The following is a 26997-nucleotide window of genomic DNA, read 5'->3' as shown; positions in this document are numbered from 1 at the left end:
TATGGCTTGTGTTTTATTGCTTGGTGCCGACGCCGCCCGCCGACGTGTTCTTGTGGACGGTCACGAGGCACGGAGGTCAGCGCGACCGTGAGTTCGATTTCGAGCAAGCCGTTGCCTGGCAGGCTTGCAACACCGAGCGCGGATCTCGCATGCCGGCCGCTTTCGCCGAAGATGTCGTGGAGGAGGGTCGAGGCCTCATCCATGACTTGGCTATGGTTCACGAAGCCGGCCACGGCATTGACGAAGCCGCGCAGGAACAGGATGCGATCGAATGAGGTCGCGGCCGGCAGCGTTGCAACGAGCACGCTCAGCGCACGTAGCACGCAAGTCCGTGCCGCGAGCCGGATGACGCCGGGCGGCGTATCGTGATCGACTGGTCCGGTGATGATCTCGTCGCCAACGCGACTTACCTGACCGCTGATATAAGCGATGCCGTTGTGGATCACCGCACCGACGTAGACGCCTCGCGGCGATGGCGCATCGGGCAGCGTCAAGCCAAGTTGCGCCAGCCGCCTGGCGATATCGATCGTCATGATGGGGCTCCGGCGTGCGCTTCGAAGCACACCGGGCCGCCGAGCCAGCAGCCGTCCGGGTGGCTACGCTCGAGGCCCGCGTCGAAACTGAAGCGCACCGAGATCTGCGACGGGCGTTTCATCGCGCGTCCCTGGCGGATCGTGATGGTCCGTTCGGAGGCTTCAACCATGCCATTGGTCAGGAGGCCGAAAGACAAGGCAGAGGCCGCGATTCCGGTGGCCGCATCTTCCGGATAACCCGAGGCACGCGGAAACTGCCGGGCGTCGAAGATTTGCCGGTCCGCGTCGAAGGTGGCGTAGGGATAAAGGCCGGTGGAACCGATTCGCTCGCACAGCGCCTCGATTTTCTCGAAGCGCGGCTGAAGGTTATCGAGGTCAGCAGTGCTCGCGAGCGGAATCAGCGTCTTGCCCCGGCTTGTACAGGCGTTCTGGATTGGAAGCGGCGCGAGTTGCGCGGCGCTGATGCCGAGCACATCGAGGATCTCGTCCCGGCTGAGTCGCGCTTCCGACAATGCATCGATACGGCCTGCGGGTTGAGAAATTTCGACCGCGGCGCCTTCGGCGGTTTGCCCGGTGATGCGAACTCCGACCTTGCCGCTACGGGTCTGGATGGTCAGCCGGTCGCGCTGCAATCGCCCGCTTTGATGGAGCAGCCAGACCGCACCGACCGTGGCGTGCCCGCACATCGGCATTTCGTGGTTGGGGACCCAGAAGCGAAACTCGTAGTCGCAGTCAGAGCCTGGCGGGGGCGGCAGGACGAAGCCGCTTTCGTGGCCGTAGCGCTGGGCCACCGCCTGCATTTGCGTGTCGGACATACCGGTGGCATCAACCACGATGGGCGCCGGGTTGCCGCCGCCGGGACCGGCGGCAAACACGCTGACAAGTTCGACTGAGTGACGCTGAGGCATGACGGGATGAACCCCGCTGACCGGGGTGCGTGTTTCCATCCAGTCAGATTACGGGGATCGGCGCGGCGCCGCGCGCTCGAACGGGCCTTACCTTTTGACCGAACGGGCCATGCCGGTACGCAGGTCAGAGGGCGAATGGTCGCCAATCCGGCGCATGGCGCGCGCGAGGGCCGCGCCGCTTTCGAAACCGACACGGAAAGCTATCTCGCCGACCGGCAGGTCCGTCTCGGCGAGCAGCCGGCGGGCATTCTCGTAACGCGTGCGCTGCTGGAACTCGCCGATCGAGAGGCCGGTGCCTTCGCGGAACAGGCGCGTAATGTGACGGCGGGAGATGCCGAAGCGTTGTTCCAGGGCGTCGAGCGGGATGTCCTGGTCGGCATGGCGGGTAATGAAGGCTTCGAGTTCGGCAACGAGCGCCATGCCGTGCTCTCGGGGTGAAGTGCCCGGCACCGTCTCGCCGGCGATGACCTCGCCAATGCACTGCATCAGCAAAGCCGACGACAAGGCCTGGCGGATCGTCGGGCCGCCATAGGTGCCCATGTCGTTGCGCAGCGAGATTTCCTGCAGCGCACGAATGGCGGCGGTTCGGCGCACGAGGAGCGGGACGCGCGTGCGACGACGGAATTCGCCGAGTGAGCCAATTCCGGTGTCAAGCTGTTGCAGCGCGTCGTCGGTCACGTAGACGGCGACGTGGGTGTGCGTGGCGAATCCTGCACGGGTTTGATGCGCCCGTCCCGAGGGCACCACGGCGAAGCGATCCTGCGACAGCCAGGTGCCCGCGCGCTGGTCTTCGTGCCGGAGCTCGACCGCGCCGTGGCTTGGCAGGATGAACATCAGGCAGTCGTGCCAGTGCCACGGCATCGCGTAGGTGCCGCCGCCGGTAAGCGTCGCGTGGCCTTGGTCGGCGGCGACCAGCAGGCCCTTGTCGGCCGGGTGACAGAGTTGGTCGAACGATCGCAGCATGGCGAACCTCCCATGCGAGTTTAAGTGGGTGTCATACCGCTGGCCGGTTTTGCAAGGAATCCGCGTCGCGCATGCGGTCAGGACAGCATCGGCCCGGCATGAACGGGATCTGGCGAGGATAGCAGCGCAAAATACGGCGGGATATTCCGGTTGTCATCAATGCGGGATGGACCGCTATTTGCAAACAACCCCTCAGTTCTGTACCACTGTCATAAGCTTCCCTGATCGCCCACAGGCCGGTCAGCGCGCCAATTCGTCAGGTCTCGCGCGCGCGCCAACGCATCGCTGATCGCCAGGGCGACCTGCTCACGTCCTCCCACGTCATCCCGACGCAGTGCAAACGACGGATGATAGGTTGGGATCACCCGCATGCCATTCAGTTCGAACGAATCGCCGAGATACCCTTGCAAACTGACCTTTTCACCAAGCAATGCGCTCAGCGCCGTCGCCCCTAACGTGACAATGACAGCGGGTCGAACGCGTTGCAACTCACCTTCAAGCCAAACCGCGCAAGCCTGCACTTCGCGCTGCGCCGGCGTTTTGTGCAGCCGGCGTTTGCCCCGTGGTGTCCACTTGAAGTGTTTGACCGCATTCGTGAGATAGAGATCGCTACGACGCAACCCCGCGCGCTGAATGGCCTCGTCAAGCAGTTGGCCCGCTGGTCCTACAAATGGTTTGCCGCTCAGGTCCTCCTGGTCTCCAGGCTGTTCGCCCAGCAATACGATGCGCGCATCCGCCGGACCTTCGCCCTCCACGGCCTGCGTTGCGTGCTGCCACAGCTCGCAGCGGCGGCACGCGTCGAGCGAACCAGGCGCGCTTCGCGACGGCTGCGCCGCTTCGGCTTCGATAGAAATGGCTTTCCCATCCAGCGCACCGATGCCGCTCGCTTGCGCAAGCCGTCGAGCACCACTCTTCGCTTCGCTGATCATTGATGGAATCAGCATGCCTTCAGGTAGTCCCTTCCAGTAACGAACCGGCATGTGCTGATGCAGGGCCGACTCATTCAGCCGCGCCGGATTGAAGGTGCTGCGGTAATACGCGAGCCAGAGCGCTTCGGCGGCGTCAGGTGCAATCGGGCTGCGCTGCGCATGACCGTATTTCAGATGCAATGTGACGCCGTCCCACGATGCAGCGCCCAATGGCGTGGCGATCAGCCAGGTCGAGCGGCCCATGCGCTGGGCGAACTGCTCGGCGCCCCACGCGAGGATGTCGTGCGCGGGTTCATACCAGGCGACGTACTCCGGCTCGCCCGCGGCATGTTGCGCACACTGGCGAAAGCGCACGTACGCGATCATGTCGTGTTTGTCACGTCGAACCGCTTTTGCCATGTGCTGCAGGCGTGCACCATCGACGTCGGCAGGCGATGCCACGGCGCGATCGCCCTGGTGCCATCGCCACATGACCTTATACAGAAACGCCCAGCGACGTGGATCCCGATATAGCGCGGCATCGCTGAGTTGGGCCGCAAGTGTTTTCGAAATATTCACTACCAGTGACGGCTCCGCAGACTCGACAGGACGCAACGCGGACACCGCCTCGTCATTGCCGGTCTGATTCGCGTTGAAATCGAACGAACCGCTGGTTGGCTCCAAATGACCGCTCGCAGCGCCATGCTCCAAGTCGTCAACCCGCCAGTCGATGGCTTCCGGGGACACGTTTGCCGCGAGCATCCGCAGGGCGGCGGCGCGCCACGCGCTATACGTGTTCTCGATGGCAATGGTTTGCATCGAATGCCCGCTCGGTAACATGCGCGCTCACAGCAGCGCAAGCTGCACAGGTGGCGGCGTCAGCACTCGCCGCAGCTGTTCCGACGACACGTCCTTCAATGGAGCCCGATAATCCTGTGTGACGATAAACGGCTTGATCTTTGCCATCGAACAGCGCAACTGCACCAGATCCTGGTAACGCACAGCTCGCGAGCGGCGCAGCTCCACCAGCCGTTGGGCATTGCGCATGCCGATTCCTGGCACGCGTGCAATCATGCGAAGCGGCGCGCGATTAAGATCGACTGGAAATTGATGCCGATGAGACAGCGCCCACGCAAGCTTCGGGTCGATATCAAGCGACAGCGAGCCGGTATCACCGAACAGTTCGGCCACGTTGAAGCCGTAACCGCGCATCAGGAAGTCAGCCTGATAAAGCCTGTGCTCGCGCAACAGCGGCGGCGCCTGCGAGGGCAGGGCGGAAGGACTGTCCGGGATCGGGCTGAACGCCGAGTAGTAAACCCGCTTCAATTTATACGACCCGTACAGCGTTTCAGCTGTGCGCAAGATGGTACGGTCGTCCGTCGTGTCTGCACCGACGATCATCTGCGTACTTTGACCAGCGGGTGCGAATTTAGGCGCTTTTTTGTCGCTGAGCGCTTCTTCCTGTCCGAGTCGGATTGAACTCATGGCCAGCTTGATCGTGCGCACACTCTTCTCAGGCGCGAGCTGTTCGAGGCTGACCTCGGTCGGCAGTTCAATATTGACACTTAACCGGTCAGCATATTTTCCGGCCTGTGCGATCAGTTCCGGATCAGCGTCGGGAATGGTCTTCAGGTGCAAGTAGCCGCGGAACTGATGGTCCTCACGCAATGACTGCGCAACGCGAACGAGTTGCTCCATGGTGTAGTTCGACGACTGGATGATGCCGGAACTTAAAAACAGGCCGTCGATATAGTTGCGCCGATAAAAATCCAGTGTCAGGTCCACCACTTCCTCAGGCGTGAAGCGCGCACGCGGTACGTTGCTGGACCGACGGTTGACGCAGTACTGACAGTCATACAGGCAGAAATTCGTCAGGAGGATTTTCAGTAGCGACACGCAGCGGCCATCCGGCGTGAAGCTGTGACAGATACCGGCGCCCGTGCTTGTTCCTAGCCCTGTGCCTCCTCGCGAACTGCGCTTCGGCGCGCCGCTGCTGGCGCAAGAAGCGTCGTATTTCGCCGCATCTGCCAGCACTTCGAGCTTCTTGAGCAGTTCCATTTCGTCAGCGCTTTACTGTATATATATACAGTATTGTAAGAGGATGTCTGGGCGACGCAAGGTTTTTTTCGCGCTTGCGTCCCTGATGCTGAAGTCCTGCCGGATCGGCTTGGGATGATCGATTTGTGCTGGCCAGTTACCCCGAAGGCGGTGATAGTCAAAAGAGGGAATGAGAGGCGAGAGCCGTCCCAGAGAAGACTCTCATCCCTCTTATGCGTGAAATCCCTTACGGACGCTTGGCAATGATAGCGCTACCATTCGCTCCTTCAAGAGCGTATTGATAGCGCTACCAAGGAGAACCAGCTTGTCCTCGAATTTGCCCCCGAATTCCGTACCCCCCCGCAAGACCCCAGAACAATTGCGCAGCTTCCGCTGGTATGGCGTGAACGACCTGCGCTCGTTCGGACACCGTTCGCGCACGGCGCAAATGGGCTATCACCCGACCGATTACATGGGCAAGCCGGTCATTGCCATCGTCAATACATGGAGCGAGCTCAACTCGTGCCACACGCACTTCAAGCAACGCGTGGAGGAGGTCAAGCGCGGTGTCTGGCAGGCTGGAGGCTTCCCGGTCGAAATGCCCGTGATGACGCTTGCCGAGCCGTTCCAGAAACCGACCACCATGCTGTATCGAAACTTCCTCGCGATGGAAACCGAGGAGCTGCTGAAGTCGTATCAGTTCGACGGCTGCGTGCTGATGGGCGGCTGCGACAAGACTACCCCCGGCCTGCTGATGGGTGCGATCAGCATGAACCTGCCGAGTATTTATCTGCCGGCCGGCCCGATGCTGCGCGGCAACTGGAACGGCCGCACGCTCGGCAGCGGCTCGGACACGTGGAAATACTGGGCGGAACTGCGCGCCGGGAAGATCACGGAAGAAGAATGGAAAGGCATCGAAAGCGGCATTGCGCGCTCGCCGGGCCACTGCATGACCATGGGCACGGCATCGACCATGACTACCGCCACGGAATCGCTTGGCCTGACGCTGCCCGGCTTTTCGTCGATACCCGCAGTCGATTCGCGTCACGCGCAGTTCGCGTCGCTGACCGGACAGCGGATTGTGGAGATGGTCTGGACCGACCAGAAACCGTCGGACATCCTGACCGCAAAATCCTTCGATAACGCCGTCACCACCGTGCTTTCCATGTCCGGCTCCACGAACGCGATCGTGCATCTGGTGGCGGTCGCGCGCCGGGCGGGTATCGACCTGACCACCGCGCGCTTCGATGAACTCGCACGCATCACGCCAGTGCTGGCGAACCTGCGCCCCGCCGGCAAATACCTGATGGAAGACTTCTTCTACGCGGGCGGTTTGCGCGCATTGCTTGTGGAACTGGGCAGCCTGATCGACGGCACGCAGATGACGGTGAGCGGGTCGACGCTCGGCGAAAACATCGCGGGCGCGGAGATCTTCGACGAAGACGTGATCCGCAAACGCGCCAACCCGCTGGTGGAACGCGACGGCCTTGCCGTGCTGACCGGCAACCTGGCCCCGGATGGCGCTGTCATCAAGCCGGCCGCCATGGAGCAGCATCTGCTGAAGGCGCGCGGACCGGCCGTCGTATTCAAGGATTACGCCGATATGGCGGCGCGCATCGACAGCGAAGAACTCGACATCACCGCCGAGTCCGTGATCGTGCTGCAACACGCGGGTCCAGTGGGTGCGCCCGGCATGCCCGAGTGGGGCCAGCTGCCGATCCCGCAGAAGCTGCTGAAGCAAGGCATAAGAGACATGGTGCGAATCTCGGACGCCCGCATGAGCGGCACGAGCTACGGCGCGTGCGTGCTGCATGTGGCGCCGGAATCGTTTGTTGGTGGTCCGCTCGCTCTGGTGAAAGACGGCGACATGATCGAGCTCGATGTGCCCGGCCGACGTCTTCATCTCGATGTCAGTGACGAAGAGCTCGCCATTCGCAGGCAAGCGTGGAAGGCGCCGAAACGTCCGTTCGAGCGCGGCTTTGGCGTGATGCATCAGCTTCACGTCACGCAGGCAAACAAGGGCTGCGACTTCGATTTTCTCGAAGAACCGGTGGCCGCGTCGTCGGAGACTGTGGCAGCAACGACGGGTGCGCATCGCGACGAACCCGAGATCCACTAACCTTACAAAGCATTCCTTATGAACCCATCCGATACCCCCGTCAGCAGCGCAGCGCTGGAACTGTTGCGCCACGTCAGCACGGCTACGCTTACCACGCAGTTGTTCAAACGCGGTTTGCGCAACGTGTTTTTGCAAGGCGTCGCACCGCTCGTCAAACCCGCACCCGGCGCACCGAACCTGGTTGGACCGGCATTCACGCTGCGCAATATTCCGGCGCGTGAAGACCTCGATCACGTGGGCGTGTTCCAGGACCCCGACCATCCGCAGCGCAAGGCGGTGGAGAGCGCGCCGCCCGGCAGCGTGCTGGTCCAGGACTGTCGCGGGGACCGTTCGGTGGCATCGGTGGGATCGATTCTCGCGCTCCGGCTGGCAAAGCGTGGCGTGGCAGGCATGGTCTCCGACGGCGCCGTGCGCGATAGCGGTACGATTTCCGGCCTCGGCCTGCCGCTGTGGTGCGCGGGCGCGAGCGCGCCGCTGAACCTCGCCAAACATCACGCGGTAGATATGAACGTGCCGATAGCATGCGGCGGAGTCGCGGTGTACCCCGGCGATATTGTTGTCGCCGATGTGGACGGCGTCGTGATCGTGCCGCATGAAATGGCGGAAGACGTGGCGCGGGATGCGACCGAGCAGGAGCAACTGGAAGTCTTCATCTCGCAACGTATTGATGAAGGCAGGCCGTTGCGCGGCACCTATCCGCCGAATGAGGAAACGCTGGCGGCCTATGCGCAATGGCGTGCGAAAAAATAACGACGTATAGGCAACGGCTCGCTGTCACGCAGCGGGCGCAGGAGACACGGTGAATACTGTTCCGCAAGCGATAGACGAAATACCACTGATCAACCGGCTGGCATTCAGGCTGATGCCGCTGCTTGGCCTGCTCTATCTGATCGCGTATATCGACCGTTCGAATATCAGCTTCGCCAAGCTGCAGATGCTGGGCAGTCTCGGTTTGAGCGAAGTGGCGTATGGGCTTGGCGCGTCCTTGTTTTTCATCGGCTATCTGATCTTCGAAGTGCCGAGCAACGTGCTGCTGCACAAGTACGGCGCGCCGCGCTGGATCGCACGGATCATGCTGACGTGGGGCATTGTCACCGTGCTGCTCGCGTTCACGAAAAACGCCACGACGTTCTACGTGCTGCGCTTCCTCCTCGGTGCGTCCGAAGCCGGGCTTTATCCCGGCGTGATTTATTACCTGACCTTGTGGTTTCCATCGCGGCATCGGGTGCGGATGCTGGGGTATTTCACGGTGGGCAGCAGCCTGGGCAACATGATTGGTGCGCCTATTTGCGGCTGGCTGTTGGACAAGGGTGGACTCTTCGGTCTGCAAGGCTGGCAGCTCGTGTTCATTGTCACGGGCATACCATCCATTCTTCTGACCGCTGTCGTGCTCTTGTATCTGCCTGCGTCTCCGCTCAAAGCGAAATTCATGTCGGATGCAGAAAAGACATGGCTGGCCGATACGCTCGACAATGAGCGCGCTCTCGCAGCGCAGACCGAAGCGGGCAAGACAAAGTTCCTGAGCGTGTTGACGGAACCGCGCGTGATTGGCATGGCGCTGTATTACATGATGCTGTCCATGTCGGTGTATGGCGTGAGCTACTGGCTGCCAACGCTCGTCAAGGGGTTCGGTGTCAGCAATACGGTCAACGGCCTGATCAACATCGTGCCATGGCTGCTCGCGACTATCGTGCTCGCGTGGTTGCCGTCGAAGTTGCGCGCGGCCGACCGCACGATGACCGCGATGCTCTGTGCGTCGGTACTCGGCGTGATGTTCTTTCTCGGCAGCGTGTTCCTGCCGACCAACACGTTGCGTTTCATTGCGTTGAGTCTTGGCGCGCCGTGCATGTATTTGCTCCTGCCGTGTTTCTGGACGCTGCCGTCGAAGTTCCTGACCGGCGCGCGTGCGGCAGCCGGTATCGCGGCGATCAATTCGCTCGGTAACGTGGGCGGTTTTATCGCGCAGAATCTGGTGCCATGGGTCCGGCAGGTGAGTGGCAGCACGAAGGCGCCCATGCTGATCCCTGCTGCGTGTCTCTTTACTTTCGGCGTTGTCACGCTGATTTTGATTCGGCGCAATCGCCATGACGGTACGCAGGAGGCGAGTACTCGAAGGAGGGTGGAAGCGACATAGGACCGTTCCTGCGACGAGGCCGGTCGGCGTTGTCTACAATACCGGCGTCAAGCCCTCCTGTAACCAAGCGAACCATGCCGAACGACAAGCCGACCGCCTATCCTATCGACGCCCAGGACGAAGCCCCGCCTGCGCCCGTCAAGCGCTCGCGCGGTGGTCCGAAAGGGCTGCGCATCACCGACGTAGCGGCCGTGGCGGGCGTCTCGCCCATCACGGTATCGCGCGTCTTCAACAATCCGGACTCGGTCGCGCCGGAAACGCTCGAGCGCGTGCGTCAGGTTGTCCAGAAGCTGGGTTATGTGCCTAACCGGCTGGCGGGCGGGTTGTCTTCGTCGAAGTCGCGGCTGATCGCGGCGATCGTCCCGACCATTGCCCACTCGTTGTTCTCCGAGACTATTCAGGTGTTCAGCGAGACCATGTCGAAGGCCGGTTATCAGGTGCTGCTTGCGTTGAGCGGCTATAGCGATTCCAGTGAGGAAACGCTGCTTGATGCCGTCTTGAGCCGACGCCCTGAAGGGGTATTGTTGACGGGCGTGGCGCACACGGATTCGTTGCGCGAACGGTTGCGTAATGTCGGCATTCCGATTGTGGAAACGTGGGACATGACGCAGACGCCGATCGATATGCTCGTTGGTTTCTCGCATTACGATGTAGGCGTTGCGGTTGCGCAGCGGTTCCTCGCGCGAGGTATTTCGCATCCGGGACTGGTGTCGGCCAACGATGATCGCGCAATTGCACGTATTACCGGCTTTCGGGAGCGGTTGGCACGCGCAGGGATTCATGATGTGGCGAACGTGATAGTTGCGCCGCCCAGTTCGGTATCGATTGGCAAGGCCGCGTTGCCCAAGCTTATTGAACAGATGCCTGCACTCGATGCGGTTTTCTGCGGCTCGGACCTGCTTGCTATCGGCGTGCTTGGCGAGGCGAAACGCCGGGGTATCGACGTGCCGTCGCAACTGGCCATCTGCGGTTTCGGCGATCTGGAGTTCGCTTCTGAAACGAGCCCGCAATTGACGACCGTGGGCGTGGACGGCACGCGAATTGGCGTGAGCGCAGCACGCTGTTTGTTAGAGCGCCTGAAAGGCTTGACCGAAGCGAACGTGGTTGATGTAGGGTTTCATATTGTCGAGCGGCAGACGGTTTGAGGCAGTTTAAGCCACCCTCAGCCGCCCTAAGCCCCCACCTTATCCGCCAGGTCATTGAAGTCACGCGCGATCACGTCCCAGTCCGCTTCCGCCTTCAAGTCCGTGGTTTGCCCCGGCCCATGTTCCGTCGGGCGCGCAACAAACGCCGTCTTGTATCCGCATTGCCTCGCAGCCGCTAGATCGCTGTTGTGCGCGGCGACCAGGCACATTTGCTCCGGCCGCAGACCCAGTACGTCGGCAGTTCGCAAATACGCTTCGGGCATCGGCTTGTACGCCTGCACGACTTCCGCACCCAGAATTGCGTCCCACGGAATGCCGGCGCGTTTCGCCATGTCCAGCATCAGCACGATGTTGCCGTTCGAAAGCGGCGCAATGATGCGCGTGGCCTTGAGCCGCGTGAGGCCGCTCAGCGAATCGGGCCATGGATCGAGCCGATGCCATGCCAGATTCAGTCCATCCACTTCCTCCGCTGGAATGCTTGCTGCATCAACTCCGTAGTCCCCCAGCACCGCCAGTAGATTCTCGCGGTGCAACACGTCGAGCCGGACAAATGCTCTCCGGCCGCTGCGCACTTCCTCCATGGCAGGGCCATACCGGCGACGCCAGGCATCGGCGAATTCAGACGTGGCGACGCCATCGATCTTATGCCGCGCCAGAAACAGCGCCGCGTCATGCGCCACGCCGCCGCGCCAATCCACGACGGTGCCGAATACATCGAATACGAATGCTTTAACGCCGATCAATGCCATCGCGTGCCTCTCTCTAGTTCTACCTATGACGAAACGCCACCGCCGTGCTTAACGGTCGAACCCATAGTTTGCACAATAAATCCACCGCGCGTCGTGCTCACGCATTGCGCCACCGCGCTGTTCCGTTTCAACGCGATTGTCGATGCACGTGTTCCGAAACGGAACGCATGATCATGCTCGTGGGCAAGCGCATACCGCCCGCCGCCTTTGCCCATCTGCGGCTCACCCATTGGCACGCATCTCGCAAGCATGTTCCCACCGGTCGCGGCAATCATAGTCGCGGCGGTCATTCTCACCGACATGCGAGGAGCACGCACATGAATCACGCCGAGATGCAATTTTTGAACACTGACTTCCCGTATAAAAAGCAGTATGGCAATTTCATTGGTGGTCAATGGGTCAAGCCGTTAGGTGGTGAGTATTTCGATAATATTTCGCCAATCACGGGCGAAGCGTTCACCTCCATCCCGCGCTCACGCGAAGCTGATATTGAACTCGCGCTCGATGCAGCGCACAAAGCCAAGACCGCCTGGGGCAAGACGTCGCCCGCCGAGCGAGCGAACATCCTGAACAAGATCGCGGATCGGATGGAAGCGAATCTGACGCGCATCGCGGTGGCGGAAACCATCGACAACGGCAAACCGCTACGCGAAACAATGGCCGCCGATATCCCGTTGGCGATCGATCATTTCCGCTATTTCGCCGGTTGCGTGCGTGCCCAGGAAGGCTCGATTTCGCAGATCGATGACGACACGGTCGCGTACCATTTCCACGAGCCGCTAGGCGTGGTGGGACAGATCATCCCGTGGAATTTCCCGATCCTGATGGCGGTGTGGAAACTCGCGCCTGCACTTGCTGCGGGCAATTGCGTGGTGCTGAAGCCGGCGGAACAAACGCCCGCTTCAATACTCGTGCTGCTCGAGTTGATCGAAGACCTGTTGCCGGCCGGCGTGCTGAACGTGGTCAACGGTTTTGGGCTGGAGGCAGGCAAACCGCTGGCATCGAACAAGCGGATTGCCAAGATTGCGTTCACCGGTGAGACCACGACCGGCCGCCTGATCATGCAGTACGCCAGCCAGAACCTGATTCCGGTGACGCTCGAACTCGGCGGCAAGAGCCCGAACATTTTCTTTGCCGATGTCATGAACGCGGACGACAGCTACTTCGACAAGGCGCTCGAGGGTTTTGCCATGTTCGCGCTGAACCAGGGCGAGGTCTGCACGTGCCCGTCGCGCGCGTTGATTGAAGAGTCGATCTATGACCGCTTCATGGAACGCGCGCTCAAGCGCGTGGCGGCCATCAGCCAGGGCCATCCACTCGACTCGAAGACGATGATCGGCGCGCAAGCCTCGCGGGAGCAGCTTGAAAAGATCCTGTCGTATATCGATCTCGGCAAGCAGGAAGGTGCTGAATGCCTGATCGGCGGTGAACGCAATACGCTCGACGGCGAGTTGAAGAACGGCTACTACATCAAGCCGACGGTCTTCCGCGGTCACAACAAGATGCGCATCTTCCAGGAGGAAATCTTCGGGCCGGTGCTGTCTGTGACGACGTTCAAGAATGAGGCAGAGGCGCTGGAAATCGCCAATGACACGCTTTATGGCCTCGGCGCGGGCGTGTGGACGCGCGATGGTACGCGAGCCTATCGTTTCGGCCGCGACATCCAGGCTGGACGTGTGTGGACCAATTGCTATCACGCGTATCCGGCGCATGCGGCGTTTGGGGGTTACAAGCAATCAGGCATTGGCCGGGAAAATCACAAGATGATGCTCGACCACTATCAGCAGACGAAAAACTTGTTGGTGAGTTATAGCCAGAAGCCGCTTGGTTTCTTCTGATCGAAGCAGTCATCTGATCGAAATGGCGGGCCGCCTGTGCGGCTCGCCATGTTGCGTATTCAGTGGAAACCCTTATGACCGAAAAAGAAGTTTCGCGCGTGGTCGCCACGCCGGCGGCGATCGAGTTGATCGAGAAGCTGAAAGCCGAACACGGGCAGGTATTGTTCCATCAGTCGGGCGGCTGCTGCGACGGCAGCGCGCCCATGTGTTTCCCGGTTGCCGAATTCATGGTCGGTTCGTCCGACGTCAAGCTCGGCGCGCTAGCCGGCGTGCCGTTCTACATGAGCGAATCGCAATTCGAGTACTGGCAGCACACGCAGTTGATCATCGATTGCGTGCCGGGCAATGGCGGCATGTTTTCGCTGGAACGCCCCAGCGGGTTGCGTTTTCTCACCCGGTCGCGCCTTTTCGACGACACCGAATCTGGCTGGCTCGAACGCCATCCGGTCGAGCACGTGACGGGCTAAACCCGGGGTTGAACACTGTAGCAGTGGTACATTGTCTCGATCGACCACGCGACGGGCGGAGCTGACGACCGACTCCTTTTCCGCGAATGCTGGCGAAGGAGACAATGGTTATGAACCCGGTTTCTATCGACCGTTCAAGCGCATCAAGCCGATCCGCGCTGCTGGCCAGCGATCATGCCGGCCGCATGGAAGGGCTGGATATCATTAGGCAATCGCACGAACGTTCCCGCAGCTTTGGCCTGTCGGACACCATGCGGCCCGACTACGGCGTGCTCGGCGAAGCTGATCTCCGGCTCAAGCGCGAGCAGAATCGCGCGCTCTCCACGCATGCGCTGCCCGTCATAGAAACGCTCTACGGACAGATTGCCAATACGCATAGCATGGTCGTACTGACCGACTCCGAAGGGCTGATCCTGCATTCGCTCGGCGACGACGATTTCCTCGCTCGTGCCGACCGTGTCGCGTTGCGCCCCGGCGCGTTGTGGAGCGAACAGCAGCAGGGCACCAACGCGATAGGCACGGCCATTGCCGCAGGCGACGCCACCATGGTGCTCGGCGACCAGCATTACCTGCGCGCGAACCGGTTTCTTGCGTGCTCCAGCGTGCCGATTCTTGATCCATTCGGAGCGTTGCTGGGCGTTCTCGACGTCACCGGCGATTGCCGCGGCCACAGCCGTCACACGATGGCGCTTGCGAAGATGTCCGCGCAGATGATCGAGAACCATTTGTTCACGAGCGCCTTTCCTGAAGCATTGCAAATCCATTTTCATGGGCGTCCGGAGTTTATCGGCACGCTGATGGAAGGCATTGCCGCGTTCAGGGCTGATGGCCGATTTCTATCGGCGAACCGCAGCGCGCAATTTCAGTTTGGTTTGCCGCTGGCCTCGTTGCGCGCGCATACCTTGTCATCGTTATTCAACGTCTCGTGTGGTGAGTTGTTCGACCGGATCCGCAGCGGTGTGGGCACGCCCGTCGAACGCACGATTTCGCTGTGTTTGCACAGTGGCGTCAACGTATTTGCCAGTGCCGATCTGAGGCGCTCGACGGCCGTTGCACTCTCGACGGATAGCCACGATGTCATCGATGTCGTCGCTCGCAAACGCGTTCCCGAACCGCAGCCGCAACTGTCCGGCTTGCGGTACCTGATGACCGGAGACGCCCAGGTTGCGGCGCTCGTTGAACGGGTGCGCAAGGTGATCGGTAAAAATATTCCGATCCTGATTGGCGGCGAGACGGGTACCGGCAAGGATGTCCTGGCGAGCGCGGTGCATCGTGATTCGCCGCGTAGCGACGGGCCGTTCGTTGCTTTGAATTGTGCGTCGATCCCGGACACGCTGATAGAAGCGGAGTTGTTCGGTTATGAGGAAGGCGCATTCACCGGCGCGTCCAAACGCGGCGCTTGCGGCAAGATCCTGCAAGCTGATGGCGGCACCTTGTTCCTTGATGAAATAGGCGATATGCCGTTCTCATTGCAAAGCCGTTTGCTGCGTGTGCTGCAGGAGCGCATGGTGACGCCGCTTGGCAGCAGGCGCGCCGTGCCCGTGGATTTCGCCCTGATCTGCGCGACCAATCGCAATCTGCGCGAGCGCGTCACTGCCGGTGAATTCCGCGAGGATCTCTATTACCGGATCAACGGTCTGCTGGTGACGTTGCCGCCGTTGCGCCAGCGTACCGATCTGGCCGTGACCGTCGAAAAGATCCTGCGTGCTGAACGTGCGACGGGTGTGCCCATCAGGGTTTCACCTGAGGTGCTGGCGGCGTTCACGCGCCACCCGTGGCCAGGAAACTTCCGGCAGCTCGCGAACGTGCTGAGGACCGCATGCGCGATGCTCGACGACGATGAGACATGTATCGGCCTCGATCATCTGCCGCAAGATTTCTTCGATGAAGAACGCGACGCGCAGAACGCACAAGCGGTTTTTTCGCCGTCTGCGAAGGACAGCGCGCGCCTGGATGATCTCGCGTTGTCAGCTGTCGCGGCAGCGCTCGATACACACTCCGGCAACGTCTCGGCGGCGGCGCGAATGCTTGGCGTATCGCGTAACACGCTCTACCGGAAGATGGCTGCGCTCGAGCAAACGCGGCGTCGATAACGTCGCCGTCGATCGAGACAAATGAGTGAGACAAATGAGTGAGACAGATGTCTCATCAACTTCGATGGTGCACTGCGGTGTGATCTCCCAGAGCACGCATGCTAAAACGTCACCATGCGTTTAAGTTTTCGGGTTGCAGTGTGTCGTGAATGGCGCGAGCGCACCGAATCCGCCGGAGGCTCTTCATGCCGTATGTTTCGCAGACCAGACACATCGATCGCGTGCGCAACGTGATAGAAGGCCGCATGAGCAGCCCGGGTGCCGATGGGTCGCGGCTGGCGTCATCGTATAAGCGCTCGCTTGAGCAATATCATCTCGATCCGGGCGCGACTATTGGACCGCGCATCCTGAGCGTTCCCGAATTACGCGATGTCCAGCAGCGCGAAGAAACTGTGCTGCGTGCATCCGGCCAATGTCTTTCGCGACTGCATGAAACGGTACGCGAAGCCGATTACTGCGTGATGTTGACCGATGCAGCGGGCGTCACCATCGACTACCGGGTGGATCGCGATCGCCGTCACGAATTCAAGCGCGCAGGTTTGTATCCGGGTTCATGCTGGTCCGAGCGTGAAGAGGGGACTTGCGGCGTTGCGTCGGTGCTGCTCGACGCCGAGGCGATCACCGTCCACAAGACCGACCATTTCCGCGCGGCGTTCACCACGCTGACATGCAGCGCATCGCCTATCTTCGGCGTGCAAGGCGAGTTGATCGGCGTGCTGGATGCGTCAGCGGTGCGCTCGCCCGAAGAGCGCGAGAGCCAGCGGCTGGTCAACCATATCGTGCGGCAAAGCGCGTTGCTGATCGAGGACGGTTTCTTCCTCAACGCGACCACGCATTGCTGGGTCTTGCTCGCGCATCGCAGCCGGCATTACGTTGAGGCGCAGCCGGAAATTCTTATCGCCTTCGATGCGCGCGGTTACGCGATCGCGGCGAACCGGCGCGCGAAGGAATGTGTGCCGGGTCTCGATCAGTTGCCGCGTCACGTCTGCGAACTCTTCGATATCCGGCCGGAACGCCTGCTCGATGCACGCCCCGGACGCGACCTCATCTCGTTCAGGTTGATCGGCTCCGGGTCGCCGCTGCATGCGCGTGTCAGGCCGCCTGTCCTGCGCGCTTCCAGAAGCCCGACGCCGACACCACGCGAAGCCACCAAACCCGTGACGCAACCTGCGTTGTCTGAAAGCGAAGCACTGGAACGCGTGCGCATTGTTGCAGCGATGACCGATGCGAAATGGCGCCCCGTCATGGCGGCGCAGACGCTGGGCATATCGCGGGCGACGTTGTACCGCCGCATCGCAAAGTTTGGAATAGTGGCGCCGCACAGGCGCTAGCAGCGAATGAGCATTTTTATTTTAGCGGGCAGAGAACCCGTCTTTTCTTAATCGATACCAATCGATACTTAGTGATCCGTATCTCATGGAGGAGCGACCATGTCTGAACAGAATCCAAACCAAACCATCACCAACATCCTTGAGACATTCGAGGCTGCGCTTAAAAGCGGCGACACAGCGGCGGCCGTTGCGCTATTTCAGCCCGATGGATATTGGCGCGACCTTGTTGCGTTTACCTGGAACATCAAGACGATGGAAGGCCGCGAGCAGATTGCCGCGATGCTGGAGTCACAGTTGAACACGATCAAGCCGTCAAAACTGAAGATTGCCGATAACGAAACGGCGACTGAAGCGGACGGCGTGACGCAAGCGTGGATCACGTTCGAGACGGGAGTCGCGCGCGGCACGGGTTTTATCCGCGTGAAGGACGCACAGATATGGACGTTGCTCACGACCATGACCGAACTCAAGGGCCACGAAGAAACGAAAGGCCTGAAGCGCCCGATGGGCGCTGAACACGGCGCGCGCACTGAGCGCACCAGCTGGAAGGAAAACCGCGAGGCTGAACAGAAAACGCTGGGGTATGAGAAGCAGCCGTATTGCCTGATCGTCGGCGGCGGGCAGGGCGGGATTGCGTTGGGTGCGCGACTGCGGCAACTGGGCGTGCCGGCGATCATTATCGACAAGAACGAGCGGCCCGGCGACGCCTGGCGTGCCCGTTATAAAACACTGTGCCTGCACGATCCGGTCTGGTACGACCACATGCCGTATCTGCCGTTCCCGGACAACTGGCCGGTGTTTTCGCCCAAGGACAAGATTGGCGACTGGCTCGAGATGTACACGAAGGTGATGGAGCTGAACTACTGGGGGGCGACCACTTGCACGTCCGCTCAATACGACGAGGCCGCGGGCGAATGGATCGTGGAAGTCGACCGTGGTGGCGAAAAGCTGACGCTCCGGCCGAAGCAACTCGTGCTCGCCACCGGCATGTCGGGCAAGCCGAATCTGCCAAAATTCAAGGGCATGGATGTGTTCAAGGGCGAGCAGCATCATTCGTCGAAACATCCGGGACCGGACGCTTTCAAGGGCAAGAAAGTTGTCGTGATTGGCGCGAATAATTCTTCGCACGATATTTGCGGGGCGTTGTGGGAAGCGGGCGTGGACGTGACCATGGTGCAACGTTCGTCCACGCACATCGTCAAGTCGGACTCGCTGATGGACTTGGCGCTGGGCGATCTCTACTCCGAACGCGCGGTGGCTGCGGGCATGACCACGATGAAGGCCGACCTCACGTTCGCATCGATTCCGTACAAGATCCTGCACGAGTTCCAGATCCCGGTGTACAAGGCGATCAAGGTGCGTGATGCGGAGTTTTATGATCGGCTGGAGAAAAGAGGTTTCATGCTTGATTTCGGCGATGATGACTCGGGCCTCTTCATGAAATATCTCCGGCGCGGATCGGGCTATTACATTGATGTGGGTGCCGCGGACCTCGTCGCGGACGGCAAGATCAAGCTGAAGAGCGGTGTGGAAGTCGTCGAGTTGAAGGAGCATTCGGTCGTGCTCAGCGACGGCAGCGAACTTGAAGCGGATCTGGTTGTGTACGCGACCGGTTATGGGTCGATGAACGGCTGGGCTGCGGATCTTATATCGCGCGAGGTGGCGGACAAAGTGGGCAAGGTGTGGGGATTGGGATCGAATACGACCAAGGACCCGGGGCCGTGGGAAGGCGAGCAGCGCAACATGTGGAAACCCACGCAGCAGCAGGCATTGTGGTTCCATGGCGGGAACCTGCATCAATCGCGCCACTACTCGCAGTATTTATCGCTGCAACTCAAGGCTCGGATGGAGGGGATCCCAACGCCGGTGTTCGGCTTGCAAGAGGTGCATCATTTGTCGTGATGGCTAGCTGTAACTGACGCTCTGCAACGGAGCGCCAGACGTGCCCGGCGGTGGTCGATATCTTTATCGATTGCTGCCGGGCACGTGTGTTTTATGTGTCGGCACGCCCCCGCGACCACCGTATCAGAGCTGTTTCGACACGGGTTGCGGCGCGCGGTGGCACCCGACCTGCGCCTGATTCTTTCAAGTTTCCGAACACCGGGTCGTTATAGGTAAGGCGTGAGCCGTTGCCGTGAACTCGGCTATGGCGACTTCGCACACCGGGTTGGCTCTTATGGCCGCTTCTTCTCCGTGCCTCAGGCATGTGTTTCACGTGGGAGGCTAACGCTCAACGATCACTTGATGCTCGCGCTGTTGTGCGCGGACGCGGCGAGAGAGATCCACGCAGTTCGGATCAACACTTACGGAATACCCCATGCTTGCTGGTAGCTACAATAGTTTGCTCGTCTTGTTCTCGCTGCTCGTCGCGATTCTGGCCTCGTATACCGGATTGGACATGGCGGGCCGAATTTCTACCTCTCAGGGACGGGCAGCCTTCGGGTGGCTGGTAGGCGGCGCGTGCGCCATGGGCACGGGCATCTGGTCGATGCACTTTGTCGGCATGCTGGCCTTCAGCTTGCCGATTTCGCTCGGCTATGACCCGATGATCACCGTACTCTCGCTTCTGATCGCCATCGCCTCTTCGGCGTTCGCGCTGTGGCTTGTGGGCCAGAACGAGTTGCCTGTGTCGCGATTGATCAGCGGCGCCGTATTAATGGGTGCCGGGGTCGCGGGTATGCACTATACGGGCATGGCTGCGTTGCGCATGACGCCCGGAATCAGCTACGTCCCGTCCCTTTTTATCCTCTCCGTCATCATCGCGATGCTCGCGTCGGGCGCGGCGCTATGGATTGCATTCCACCTGCGCCGGCTTTTACCCATGGTTCGGCAAATGCGTGCAGGCGCAGCGGTGGTGATGGGTCTTGCCATTGTCGTGATGCACTACACGGGCATGGCCGCAGCGCAATTTCCGCTTGGGAGCGTTTGCGGTGCCGTGCGTGAAGGCGTGAGTGCAGGATGGCTGGCGCTCGTGATCATTATTGCCACGCTGGCGGTACTCGCCATTGCCCTGATCATTTCAGTTCTTGACCTTCGGCTGGAGTCACGCACTGCCATATTGGCGGTCTCACTCGCTGAGGCCAACCAGGAATTGACTTACCTGGCATTGCATGATGCCCTCACCAAGCTTCCTAATCGCGTGCTGTTGGAAGACCGGCTCGGTCGGGCGATCCAGAGTGCTGAACGCGAACATGGCCGCTTCGCCCTGATGTTCATGGACCTGGACGGGTTCAAGGCGGTCAATGACGCCTACGGCCATCACGTCGGCGACCTGTTGCTGATCGAAGTCGCGCACCGTATTGGGCTGAATGTCCGATCACAGGACACGATCGCCCGTGTAGGGGGGGACGAATTCGTGCTGCTCGCGGAGGTTGCCGAACCCGCGGATGCGGCGACCCTCGCCGACAAAATATTGGCCGTCACGCGAGACCCCTTTCAGCTTGCCGGCCGCGAGTTGCGGGTGTCCACCAGCATTGGTATTGCGATGTATCCCGGCAACGGCTCTGATCAGGAGGAGTTGCTGATCAATGCGGATGCCGCGATGTATCACGCAAAGGCGCTAGGACGAAATACCTACTGCTTCTTCGAAGCCTCGATGAACGCCAATGTGCACGAACAGTTACAGCTCGTGCAAGATCTCCGCGCGGCGGTTGATCGAAACCAGCTGATCTTGCAATATCAACCAAAATTCACCGCACCCAACGGGCCGGTAATCGGCGTGGAAGCGCTGGTGCGTTGGCGGCATCCCACTCGCGGGCTGATTCCGCCGGACCAGTTCATCCCGTTGGCGGAGAAAACCGGCTTGATCGTGCCAATTGGCGAATGGGTATTCGACGAGGCCTGCCGGCAGATTGCGGTGTTGCGCAACGCCGGCCACCACGACCTGACCATGGCGGTCAACCTGTCGGCATTGCAATTCAGACACGCGTGTCTGATTCGAACTGTCCAGGAGACCCTGGAGCGCCATCTACTGGAACCGAGTTCCCTGATGCTCGAGATTACCGAGTCCACGGCCATGCACGATGTCGATGCAAGCCTGCAAATCCTGCAGCAATTGCACGATATGGGCGTGCGTATTTCCATCGACGATTTTGGCACCGGCTATTCAAGTCTCTTGTATCTGAAACGGCTACCGGCAAGCGAGCTTAAAATCGACCGTGGGTTTATCCGCGACCTGGCCCGCGACACAGAGGACGCGGCGATTGTGTCGGCAATCGTGGCGCTGGGTCAGACACTCAATCTGAATATCGTGGCGGAGGGTGTGGAGACAAGGGCACAGCAAGAATTCCTGACCCGCCTTGGTTGCGATTGCCTGCAGGGCTTCCTGCTTGGCCATCCGATGTCGGCAGATGACTTGATCGACGTGCTATCGCCAGACGGTGTCCTGCAAGAGGCAACGTGACGCCGTTCCGCTAGAGAGGACGACGCGTTGGCGCCCGTCGAAGGAGAAGCGGGTTGATACGGCGATGCTCAAGCGGCTGGGTCAGGCGTGCTGGCTCAAGCGAGCGCGCATGCGCATGTTCACCGATCGAGCGTTCCACCTAAGACGTAGCACATGAGAGACAGTCTGGTCTCTCCTCGATAGCCGGCCATACCAACCCCTCAAATTGATCAGCCGGAACCGGTTCGGAATATAAAAAACCTTGGGCAAAATCACAGCCGACGGCGATGAGGAAATCCCGTTGCTCTGTCGTCTCTACCCCTTCGGCAATGACTTTTAATCCCAGTTTGTGAGCCAGTACGACCATCGCCTCGCAAAGCGCCTGATTGTCTTCATCGAAGGCGAGGTTCTGCACGAATGAACGGTCGATCTTGAGGTAATCGATGTCGAAGCGCCTGAGATACGCCAGCGACGAGTAACCCGTCCCGAAGTCGTCGATCGCGATCCGGATCCCCGCATCGCGAAAGGTCAGCAGTTTCTCATCAATCTTCGATTCGGCATGCAGTAACAGCCCCTCGGTTATTTCAATCGCAACACACTCCCCCGGCATTCCTTCCTGAATCAGATACTCGGGCCATTGGACACACAAGAGACTGTCTTGGCGAATCTGCACCGGTGACACGTTGACGCTGATCTGGAAAGACGGATGGAATCGGCTGCGCCATTGCCGGGCCTGTTGCACGGCGTGTCTGAACATCCAGTCTCCGATCGGAACGATGAGCCCGGTGTCTTCGGCCAATGGAATGAAATCCAGCGGGCTGATCGTGCCGCGTTCGGGGTGCTGCCAGCGGATCAATGCCTCGGCTTTGTAGATTTCTCCAGTCGCCAGGTCAACGATGGGCTGGTAATAGATCTGGAACTGCTCGCCAGGCAGCGCGGCGCGTAGATCGCTCGTGAGACGCCGGCGCTTTTCTGCCGCCACTTGCAGGTCGGGCGTGAAGTAGCTGAAACGATTGCGCCCCGCGTTCTTGGCCGCATACATGGCCTGGTCGGCATTCTTGAAAAGGACATCAAGTTCGATGGTGTCGTTGGGGTAAATTGTCACGCCGACGCTGGCAGATATGAAAGCCTCGTCCGGGCCGAGCATGAAGGGTTCAGCTAACTTGTCGATGATAGCCTGTGCGATCCGGTCAATGCTTTCGGTGTCGTCCAGGTTGGGCAGAATGACAGTGAACTCGTCACCGCCGAGACGCGCAACAGTGTCCGATTCCCGCACGCTCGACGTGATGCGCCTGGCGGCCTCGATCAACAGGATGTCTCCTGTGTCGTGCCCCAGGGAGTCATTGACCTCTTTAAAGCGATCCAGGTCGATCAGCATCAAGGCCATGCACTTTCCGGAACGACGCGACAGTCTGGCTTCATGGTCCAGACGGTCATGGAACATCTGACGATTCGGAAGGCGGGTCAGCGCATCGAAATTGGCTTGTTTCCAGATTGTCGCTTCGAATGCCATCCGGTCCGATAAATCACGACCCACGGCCAGCACCGAGCTCACCTGGCCTGACCGGTCAATCTCCGGAGTCAGGCGGATATGGGTGCACTGTTCCTGTCCGTCCCTGCTGACCCATTTCAGTTCGAACTGCGAACTTTCCCCGTTTGAAATGACGTCTAGAATCTTCATCTCGTAGATCAATGCATTCGCGCCGCCGGGGATCTCTGAGGGCCGTTTGCCGAGCGATTCGCCGAGGCTGCAACCCGCCGAGGTACAGAATGCGGGGTTGGCATAAATGCGGTGGAGGTCACGGTCGTAGCGGGTAATCGTGTCCGGAGAATTCTCGATCAAGGTCCGCGACTCATGCTCCTTGGTAACGAGTTCGGCCGTGCGCTCAATGACGGTCTGCTCAAGGGACGCGTTGATCTCGTTGATCTTCTGGATCTTCTGCTTGATCGCCTCGCGCATTCTTTCAAAGCGCTGCGCCAGTCTGCCTAACTCGTCCTCACCGTGAGCATTGTTGAGTGCTTGCGCACCGTCGTCTGCCTGCGCTCCGGCATCGTTGCCTGTATCGTGCATCTTTCGCACCAGCTCCTTGAGCGGCGCCGAAATGCTGTGGGAAATGAAGTAGGCGAGGAAGATCGAAAGCAGGAAGCCCAAGATCCCGACCAGTACGATCTGGTTGCGCACCGACTGTGCCTGTGCCGTCAACTTCGCTTCCGGAATGGTGCTGACCACAAACCATGTGGTACCGGGAATCCTGGAGTACGCGGCAAAGTAGCGCGCGCGGCGCTTGTCCTCGAAGGCGACGAAACCACTCGGCTTGCCGTATGGCTCGTTGTGCGCGATTTTATCGATCAGGCCAGGTTCGACCGTCTCGCCGGTGTTCGTGGGGGTGTCGTCGGCACGGACAATCAGCTTGTTGCTGTTGGCATCGAGAACGTAGATTTGCGTTCCGCTCCCCAAGGCGACGTCATTGAAAATTGTCGAGAAATATTCGGGACGAATCACCAGAACCAGATTGCCGATCTGCTGATTGTTGCTCTTGCTGATGATGGCTCGGACCATCCCCAGGTTCTGTTGTCCAACGCCGTTGTCGTAACTGCCCCAGTAGGGGTGTCCATTATGAGCGGGAGCCTGCATGACCAGGTGCGTCACACCCTGGGTCAATTGCGCGAAGGCCTGGGTGTCCATGATGCGGTTGTTTTTGTCGAGCAGATATTTCTGGTTGATGAAATCGATCGATCCGTAATGCTCCAGGAGCAGCCGGGTCATATCCCGGCGCGCCTCGCTCTGCTCCGTCGCATTGCCGTTTGCGACCTTCGTCAGCGCGCTTTGAACCCGATCAGAGAGCACGAGGAAGCTGCTTTCCGTCTCGACCTGCTCCATCCGTAGCAGGACGTTCTTGGATAGCTGCTTGACCACTTCTTTCGAAAATATTTCCGCTTTCTCCCTGATCGCTGCGGTTGATTCCACATACGATAAGTATCCCGAAAGAAGTATGGGTAGCAGCGAAAGCAGAATGAATGCGGAGATCAGCCGGTAACGAATTTCGACCCGGCGCAGCAGATCCAGCGAGAGGTATTCGAAAACGCTTCGCAGCGAACCCATGATTGAGCTCATTTGTAGTGCATCTTTGCTTCGTTCTTGACAGATTCATCCAGGCGTTTTGCCGCCTGCCTGGGCGTGATTTTCTTGAACAGCACATCCTGCATCAACTGATGCAGCCGCTCGATCGAATTGGAGGGTAAAACCGAATAATACGGGCTGGCGGTCACGGAGAAGCGACTGACCCTATTCGTATAGTCGGCAATCTTCGGGTTGCTCACCATTGTTTCGTCGACTTGCTTGAATGGCGGAATGTTCTGGCGTTTTCTTTGGAGAATGGAGAACCCCTTCCCGGCGATGAACTCGAGAAAGCGCGTCGCCGCGACTTTGTTGGGCGTCTCACACACGGCGAACCCTGTTTCGCTGCCAATCACAGGCACCACCCGCTTGCCCGGCGCGTTCCAGGGCGGAATGAACACCCCAACCTCGAAGGGGTTGCCGTGCAGGAAAAGGCCGGCTGCCCAACTGCCGTGAAAAGCCATCGCAACCTTGCCTTCCTTGAACAGACGTATGCCTTGGTCGTAGTCCGTCGCCATGAACCCCTCTTGTACATATCCACGGTCTGCAATCAGTAGAATCTTGGCAAAGATATCGGCTACCTGTGGCGTGTTCAAATCCAGCGTGCCGTCAGAGATTTTCCTTTTCCAATCCGGCTCCCGTGCCACCACATTGTTGGCAAAGCCGAAACTGAAGGGACCGTTGCCGAGCATGTTCGGGAAGCCGCCGTTCCACATGACAGGTGTAAAACCCGCACGTTTGAGCTTATCGCAAACTACCAGGAACTCCTGGAAATTGGTGGGCAGTTGCGTGATCCCCGCCTTCGCGAACATGTCCTGGTTGTAGTAAATCAGCGTCGTGGCCACTCCGCCGGAGATGCCGAATTTTTTGGACTGGCGACTGGTCCAGTCGCCCTTGAGAGGGTCGAGCATGTTTTTCCATGCCGATGTCCCGCCGACGTCCGCCAGGATCCCTTGATCGGCCAATTCGGCCGCGTAGGCGTTCGGGTTGACACTGACCAGATCCGGCAAGTTGCCAGAGGCGATCCGGGGCTTGATATTTTCCTCGACCGAATTGCCGATCATGAACTGCACATTCACGCGTATGTCCGGATTGAGCTTGCCGAATTCGGCGGCGATCTGAAGCATCTCTTCCGGCCAGTCTGGCGCCCATATCAACGCAGTGATGGTGGTCGGGGTCGGAACGGTCGTGTTCGAAGAGGTGTGGTCTTGCTGGTGACAACCGTACAACGACATGAGAATGACGCTGACTAAGGCAGATAGCAGGGAGGCAAGCTCAATTCGTCGCACTTGAGGTTTACTTTTTGGTTGCGGGATGAAACGACCCGGCTTCAGTCGGCACTTTAGACGCACCTGAAAGCTGACCGCAGGAACCTGCATCGCGAAAGAGCCAACGGCATGACCATGGTGTCGACTCTGAAGCGGAAAATCGCAAAGACAAGGCGAATTGAACGGGGGCAGTGCTTAGATTGAATATCGGCAACGGACGCAAATACTTTAACTAACGCGAGCCGGGATCTTCCCGACATGGTGAGTAGCAGTCGACGCGAATAGGCGTTTGTAGATCCGTTTTAAATCCGTTATGCGAAGGCCTGGCGCGTGATGGCGTCACTGACTGCCTGCGGACTCCTGACTGGCCACGGCCAGCCACAAAGCCTGGCAAAGTACGGGGTGGTTTGCCCCGCGGCCGGGAGGCTATCAGAGATTACAGTTAAACTATTTGCCATGAACGAGTGCCGTTACTGCGGAAAAATGCGTGACGAATGGGATTGCCACGGGCAGGAGTGCCGCACGGCCATAGCCCGGGCTCTGCGCAGGCAGCGCCTGGGCTTGCCGATGGTGCCGAATCTCATCCGCAACGAAATTCCCGCTGGCGCGACTACGGGAGAGGTCATTACTGTCCTGTGGCGCCAGCGTGTGCGCGCTCGCCGTGCCAACGAAGAGCGCCGGAATCGTAAGGCAGCGGACGATTTCGACGCCGACTAGCCGCAAAACGGACGTTGGTCGACAGTTTGCCTTCAGCGAGCGAAGCCGCAGCGTGGCGGGCTTACGCACGCAACAGATCCCGCCCCGTAGGGCTCTTCAGGCGGCGCGCAGCAATGCAATCGCGACAATAGACCACCATCGTTCGCATATTGAACGGCTCTCGGCCACATCAAGGCAAAATACGGGTTTCAGCCCTGAATCGGGCTCACGAATTAAGCGCCGGCACTCGCCCTTCAAGGCTTTCAACGAGCCTGGTCTTGCGGCCGGCAGGATAGCTCGTTGTTCAAG

At 59.8% G+C, this 26997-nt stretch carries 19 protein-coding genes; 11 read left to right on the top strand and 8 right to left on the bottom strand.

Translation table 11 applies throughout. The features are described from left to right. The 5 genes from BSU04_RS15085 to BSU04_RS15065 all read right to left on the bottom strand — a co-directional run. Window positions 1-533 (bottom strand): RidA family protein (locus BSU04_RS15085; protein WP_089161354.1); only part of this gene is annotated, 533 nt, incomplete at its 3' end. Further along, window positions 530-1441: a PhzF family phenazine biosynthesis protein gene (locus BSU04_RS15080; protein ID WP_089161353.1), complete on the bottom strand. Its 912-nt coding sequence runs from the start codon at window positions 1439-1441 to the stop codon at window positions 530-532. The genes BSU04_RS15085 and BSU04_RS15080, both read right to left, overlap by 4 nt. Before the next feature lie 87 nt (window positions 1442-1528). Further along, a complete protein-coding gene (locus BSU04_RS15075) occupies window positions 1529-2404 on the bottom strand; it encodes a helix-turn-helix domain-containing protein (protein WP_089161352.1) in 876 nt (291 codons plus the stop codon). Window positions 2405-2613: 209 nt separating this feature from the next. Then, a complete protein-coding gene (locus BSU04_RS15070) occupies window positions 2614-4131 on the bottom strand; it encodes a UdgX family uracil-DNA binding protein (RefSeq protein WP_089161351.1) in 1518 nt (505 codons plus the stop codon). A gap of 27 nt (window positions 4132-4158) precedes the next feature. Continuing rightward, complete coding sequence (locus BSU04_RS15065; protein WP_089161350.1) at window positions 4159-5370, bottom strand: putative DNA modification/repair radical SAM protein; 1212 nt, start codon at window positions 5368-5370, stop codon at window positions 4159-4161. 304 nt (window positions 5371-5674) lie between these two features. Between BSU04_RS15065 and araD the strand changes: the two genes are divergently transcribed. The 4 genes from araD (at window position 5675) to BSU04_RS15045 (ending at window position 10747) form a co-directional block, all read left to right on the top strand. Next, window positions 5675-7468, top strand: coding sequence for an L-arabinonate dehydratase (gene araD, locus BSU04_RS15060; RefSeq protein ID WP_256982777.1), 1794 nt, complete (start codon window positions 5675-5677; stop codon window positions 7466-7468). A gap of 18 nt (window positions 7469-7486) precedes the next feature. Then, window positions 7487-8218 carry a ribonuclease activity regulator RraA gene (locus BSU04_RS15055; RefSeq protein WP_089161349.1) on the top strand — a complete coding sequence of 244 codons (732 nt, stop codon included), beginning with the start codon at window positions 7487-7489 and terminating at the stop codon, window positions 8216-8218. Window positions 8219-8267: 49 nt separating this feature from the next. Further along, a complete protein-coding gene (locus BSU04_RS15050) occupies window positions 8268-9602 on the top strand; it encodes an MFS transporter (protein ID WP_089161348.1) in 1335 nt (444 codons plus the stop codon). Window positions 9603-9676: 74 nt separating this feature from the next. Beyond that, window positions 9677-10747: a LacI family DNA-binding transcriptional regulator gene (locus BSU04_RS15045; protein ID WP_089161347.1), complete on the top strand. Its 1071-nt coding sequence runs from the start codon at window positions 9677-9679 to the stop codon at window positions 10745-10747. A gap of 26 nt (window positions 10748-10773) precedes the next feature. Here the strand turns inward: BSU04_RS15045 and BSU04_RS15040 are convergent, their stop codons facing one another. Further along, entirely contained in the window at window positions 10774-11496 is a 723-nt protein-coding gene (locus BSU04_RS15040) for a haloacid dehalogenase type II (RefSeq protein ID WP_089161346.1), read from the bottom strand. Window positions 11497-11813: 317 nt separating this feature from the next. On the opposite strand from BSU04_RS15040, the gene adh reads away from it, so the two are divergent. From adh to BSU04_RS15005, 6 genes are all read left to right on the top strand, one after another. Continuing rightward, complete coding sequence (adh, locus tag BSU04_RS15030; protein ID WP_089161344.1) at window positions 11814-13334, top strand: aldehyde dehydrogenase; 1521 nt, start codon at window positions 11814-11816, stop codon at window positions 13332-13334. A gap of 74 nt (window positions 13335-13408) precedes the next feature. Next, window positions 13409-13801, top strand: coding sequence for a DUF779 domain-containing protein (locus BSU04_RS15025; RefSeq protein WP_089161343.1), 393 nt, complete (start codon window positions 13409-13411; stop codon window positions 13799-13801). A gap of 110 nt (window positions 13802-13911) precedes the next feature. Further along, entirely contained in the window at window positions 13912-15894 is a 1983-nt protein-coding gene (locus tag BSU04_RS15020; protein ID WP_373452835.1) for a sigma-54-dependent Fis family transcriptional regulator, read from the top strand. 185 nt (window positions 15895-16079) lie between these two features. Then, window positions 16080-17225 (top strand): sigma-54-dependent Fis family transcriptional regulator, encoded by a 1146-nt coding sequence (locus BSU04_RS15015; protein ID WP_089161342.1) that lies wholly within the window; start codon window positions 16080-16082, stop codon window positions 17223-17225. Between the two features lie 99 nt (window positions 17226-17324). Next, window positions 17325-19127, top strand: coding sequence for an NAD(P)/FAD-dependent oxidoreductase (locus BSU04_RS15010; RefSeq protein WP_089161341.1), 1803 nt, complete (start codon window positions 17325-17327; stop codon window positions 19125-19127). Window positions 19128-19542: 415 nt separating this feature from the next. Next, the gene (locus BSU04_RS15005; protein ID WP_089161340.1) at window positions 19543-21627 is read left to right on the top strand and encodes a putative bifunctional diguanylate cyclase/phosphodiesterase; all 2085 of its coding nucleotides are present in this window, start codon (window positions 19543-19545) and stop codon (window positions 21625-21627) included. Window positions 21628-21766: 139 nt separating this feature from the next. On the opposite strand, the gene BSU04_RS15000 is transcribed toward BSU04_RS15005, so the two are convergent. Continuing rightward, entirely contained in the window at window positions 21767-24721 is a 2955-nt protein-coding gene (locus BSU04_RS15000; RefSeq protein ID WP_089161339.1) for a bifunctional diguanylate cyclase/phosphodiesterase, read from the bottom strand. After that, window positions 24718-25959, bottom strand: coding sequence for an ABC transporter substrate-binding protein (locus BSU04_RS14995; RefSeq protein ID WP_179258326.1), 1242 nt, complete (start codon window positions 25957-25959; stop codon window positions 24718-24720). The genes BSU04_RS15000 and BSU04_RS14995 overlap by 4 nt, the downstream gene beginning before the upstream one ends. Window positions 25960-26448: 489 nt before the next feature. Here BSU04_RS14995 and BSU04_RS14990 point away from each other — a divergent pair, with 489 nt between their 5' ends. Beyond that, complete coding sequence (locus tag BSU04_RS14990; RefSeq protein ID WP_089161362.1) at window positions 26449-26709, top strand: hypothetical protein; 261 nt, start codon at window positions 26449-26451, stop codon at window positions 26707-26709. Window positions 26710-26997 lie beyond the last annotated feature (288 nt).

Origin of the sequence: Caballeronia sordidicola (genome assembly GCF_002220365.1) — a bacterium.
GTDB classification, from domain to species: Bacteria; Pseudomonadota; Gammaproteobacteria; order Burkholderiales; family Burkholderiaceae; genus Caballeronia; species Caballeronia sordidicola_C.
The sequence above is the reverse complement of the archived record's forward strand: the minus strand, read 5'-3'. Positions and strand labels throughout refer to the sequence as shown.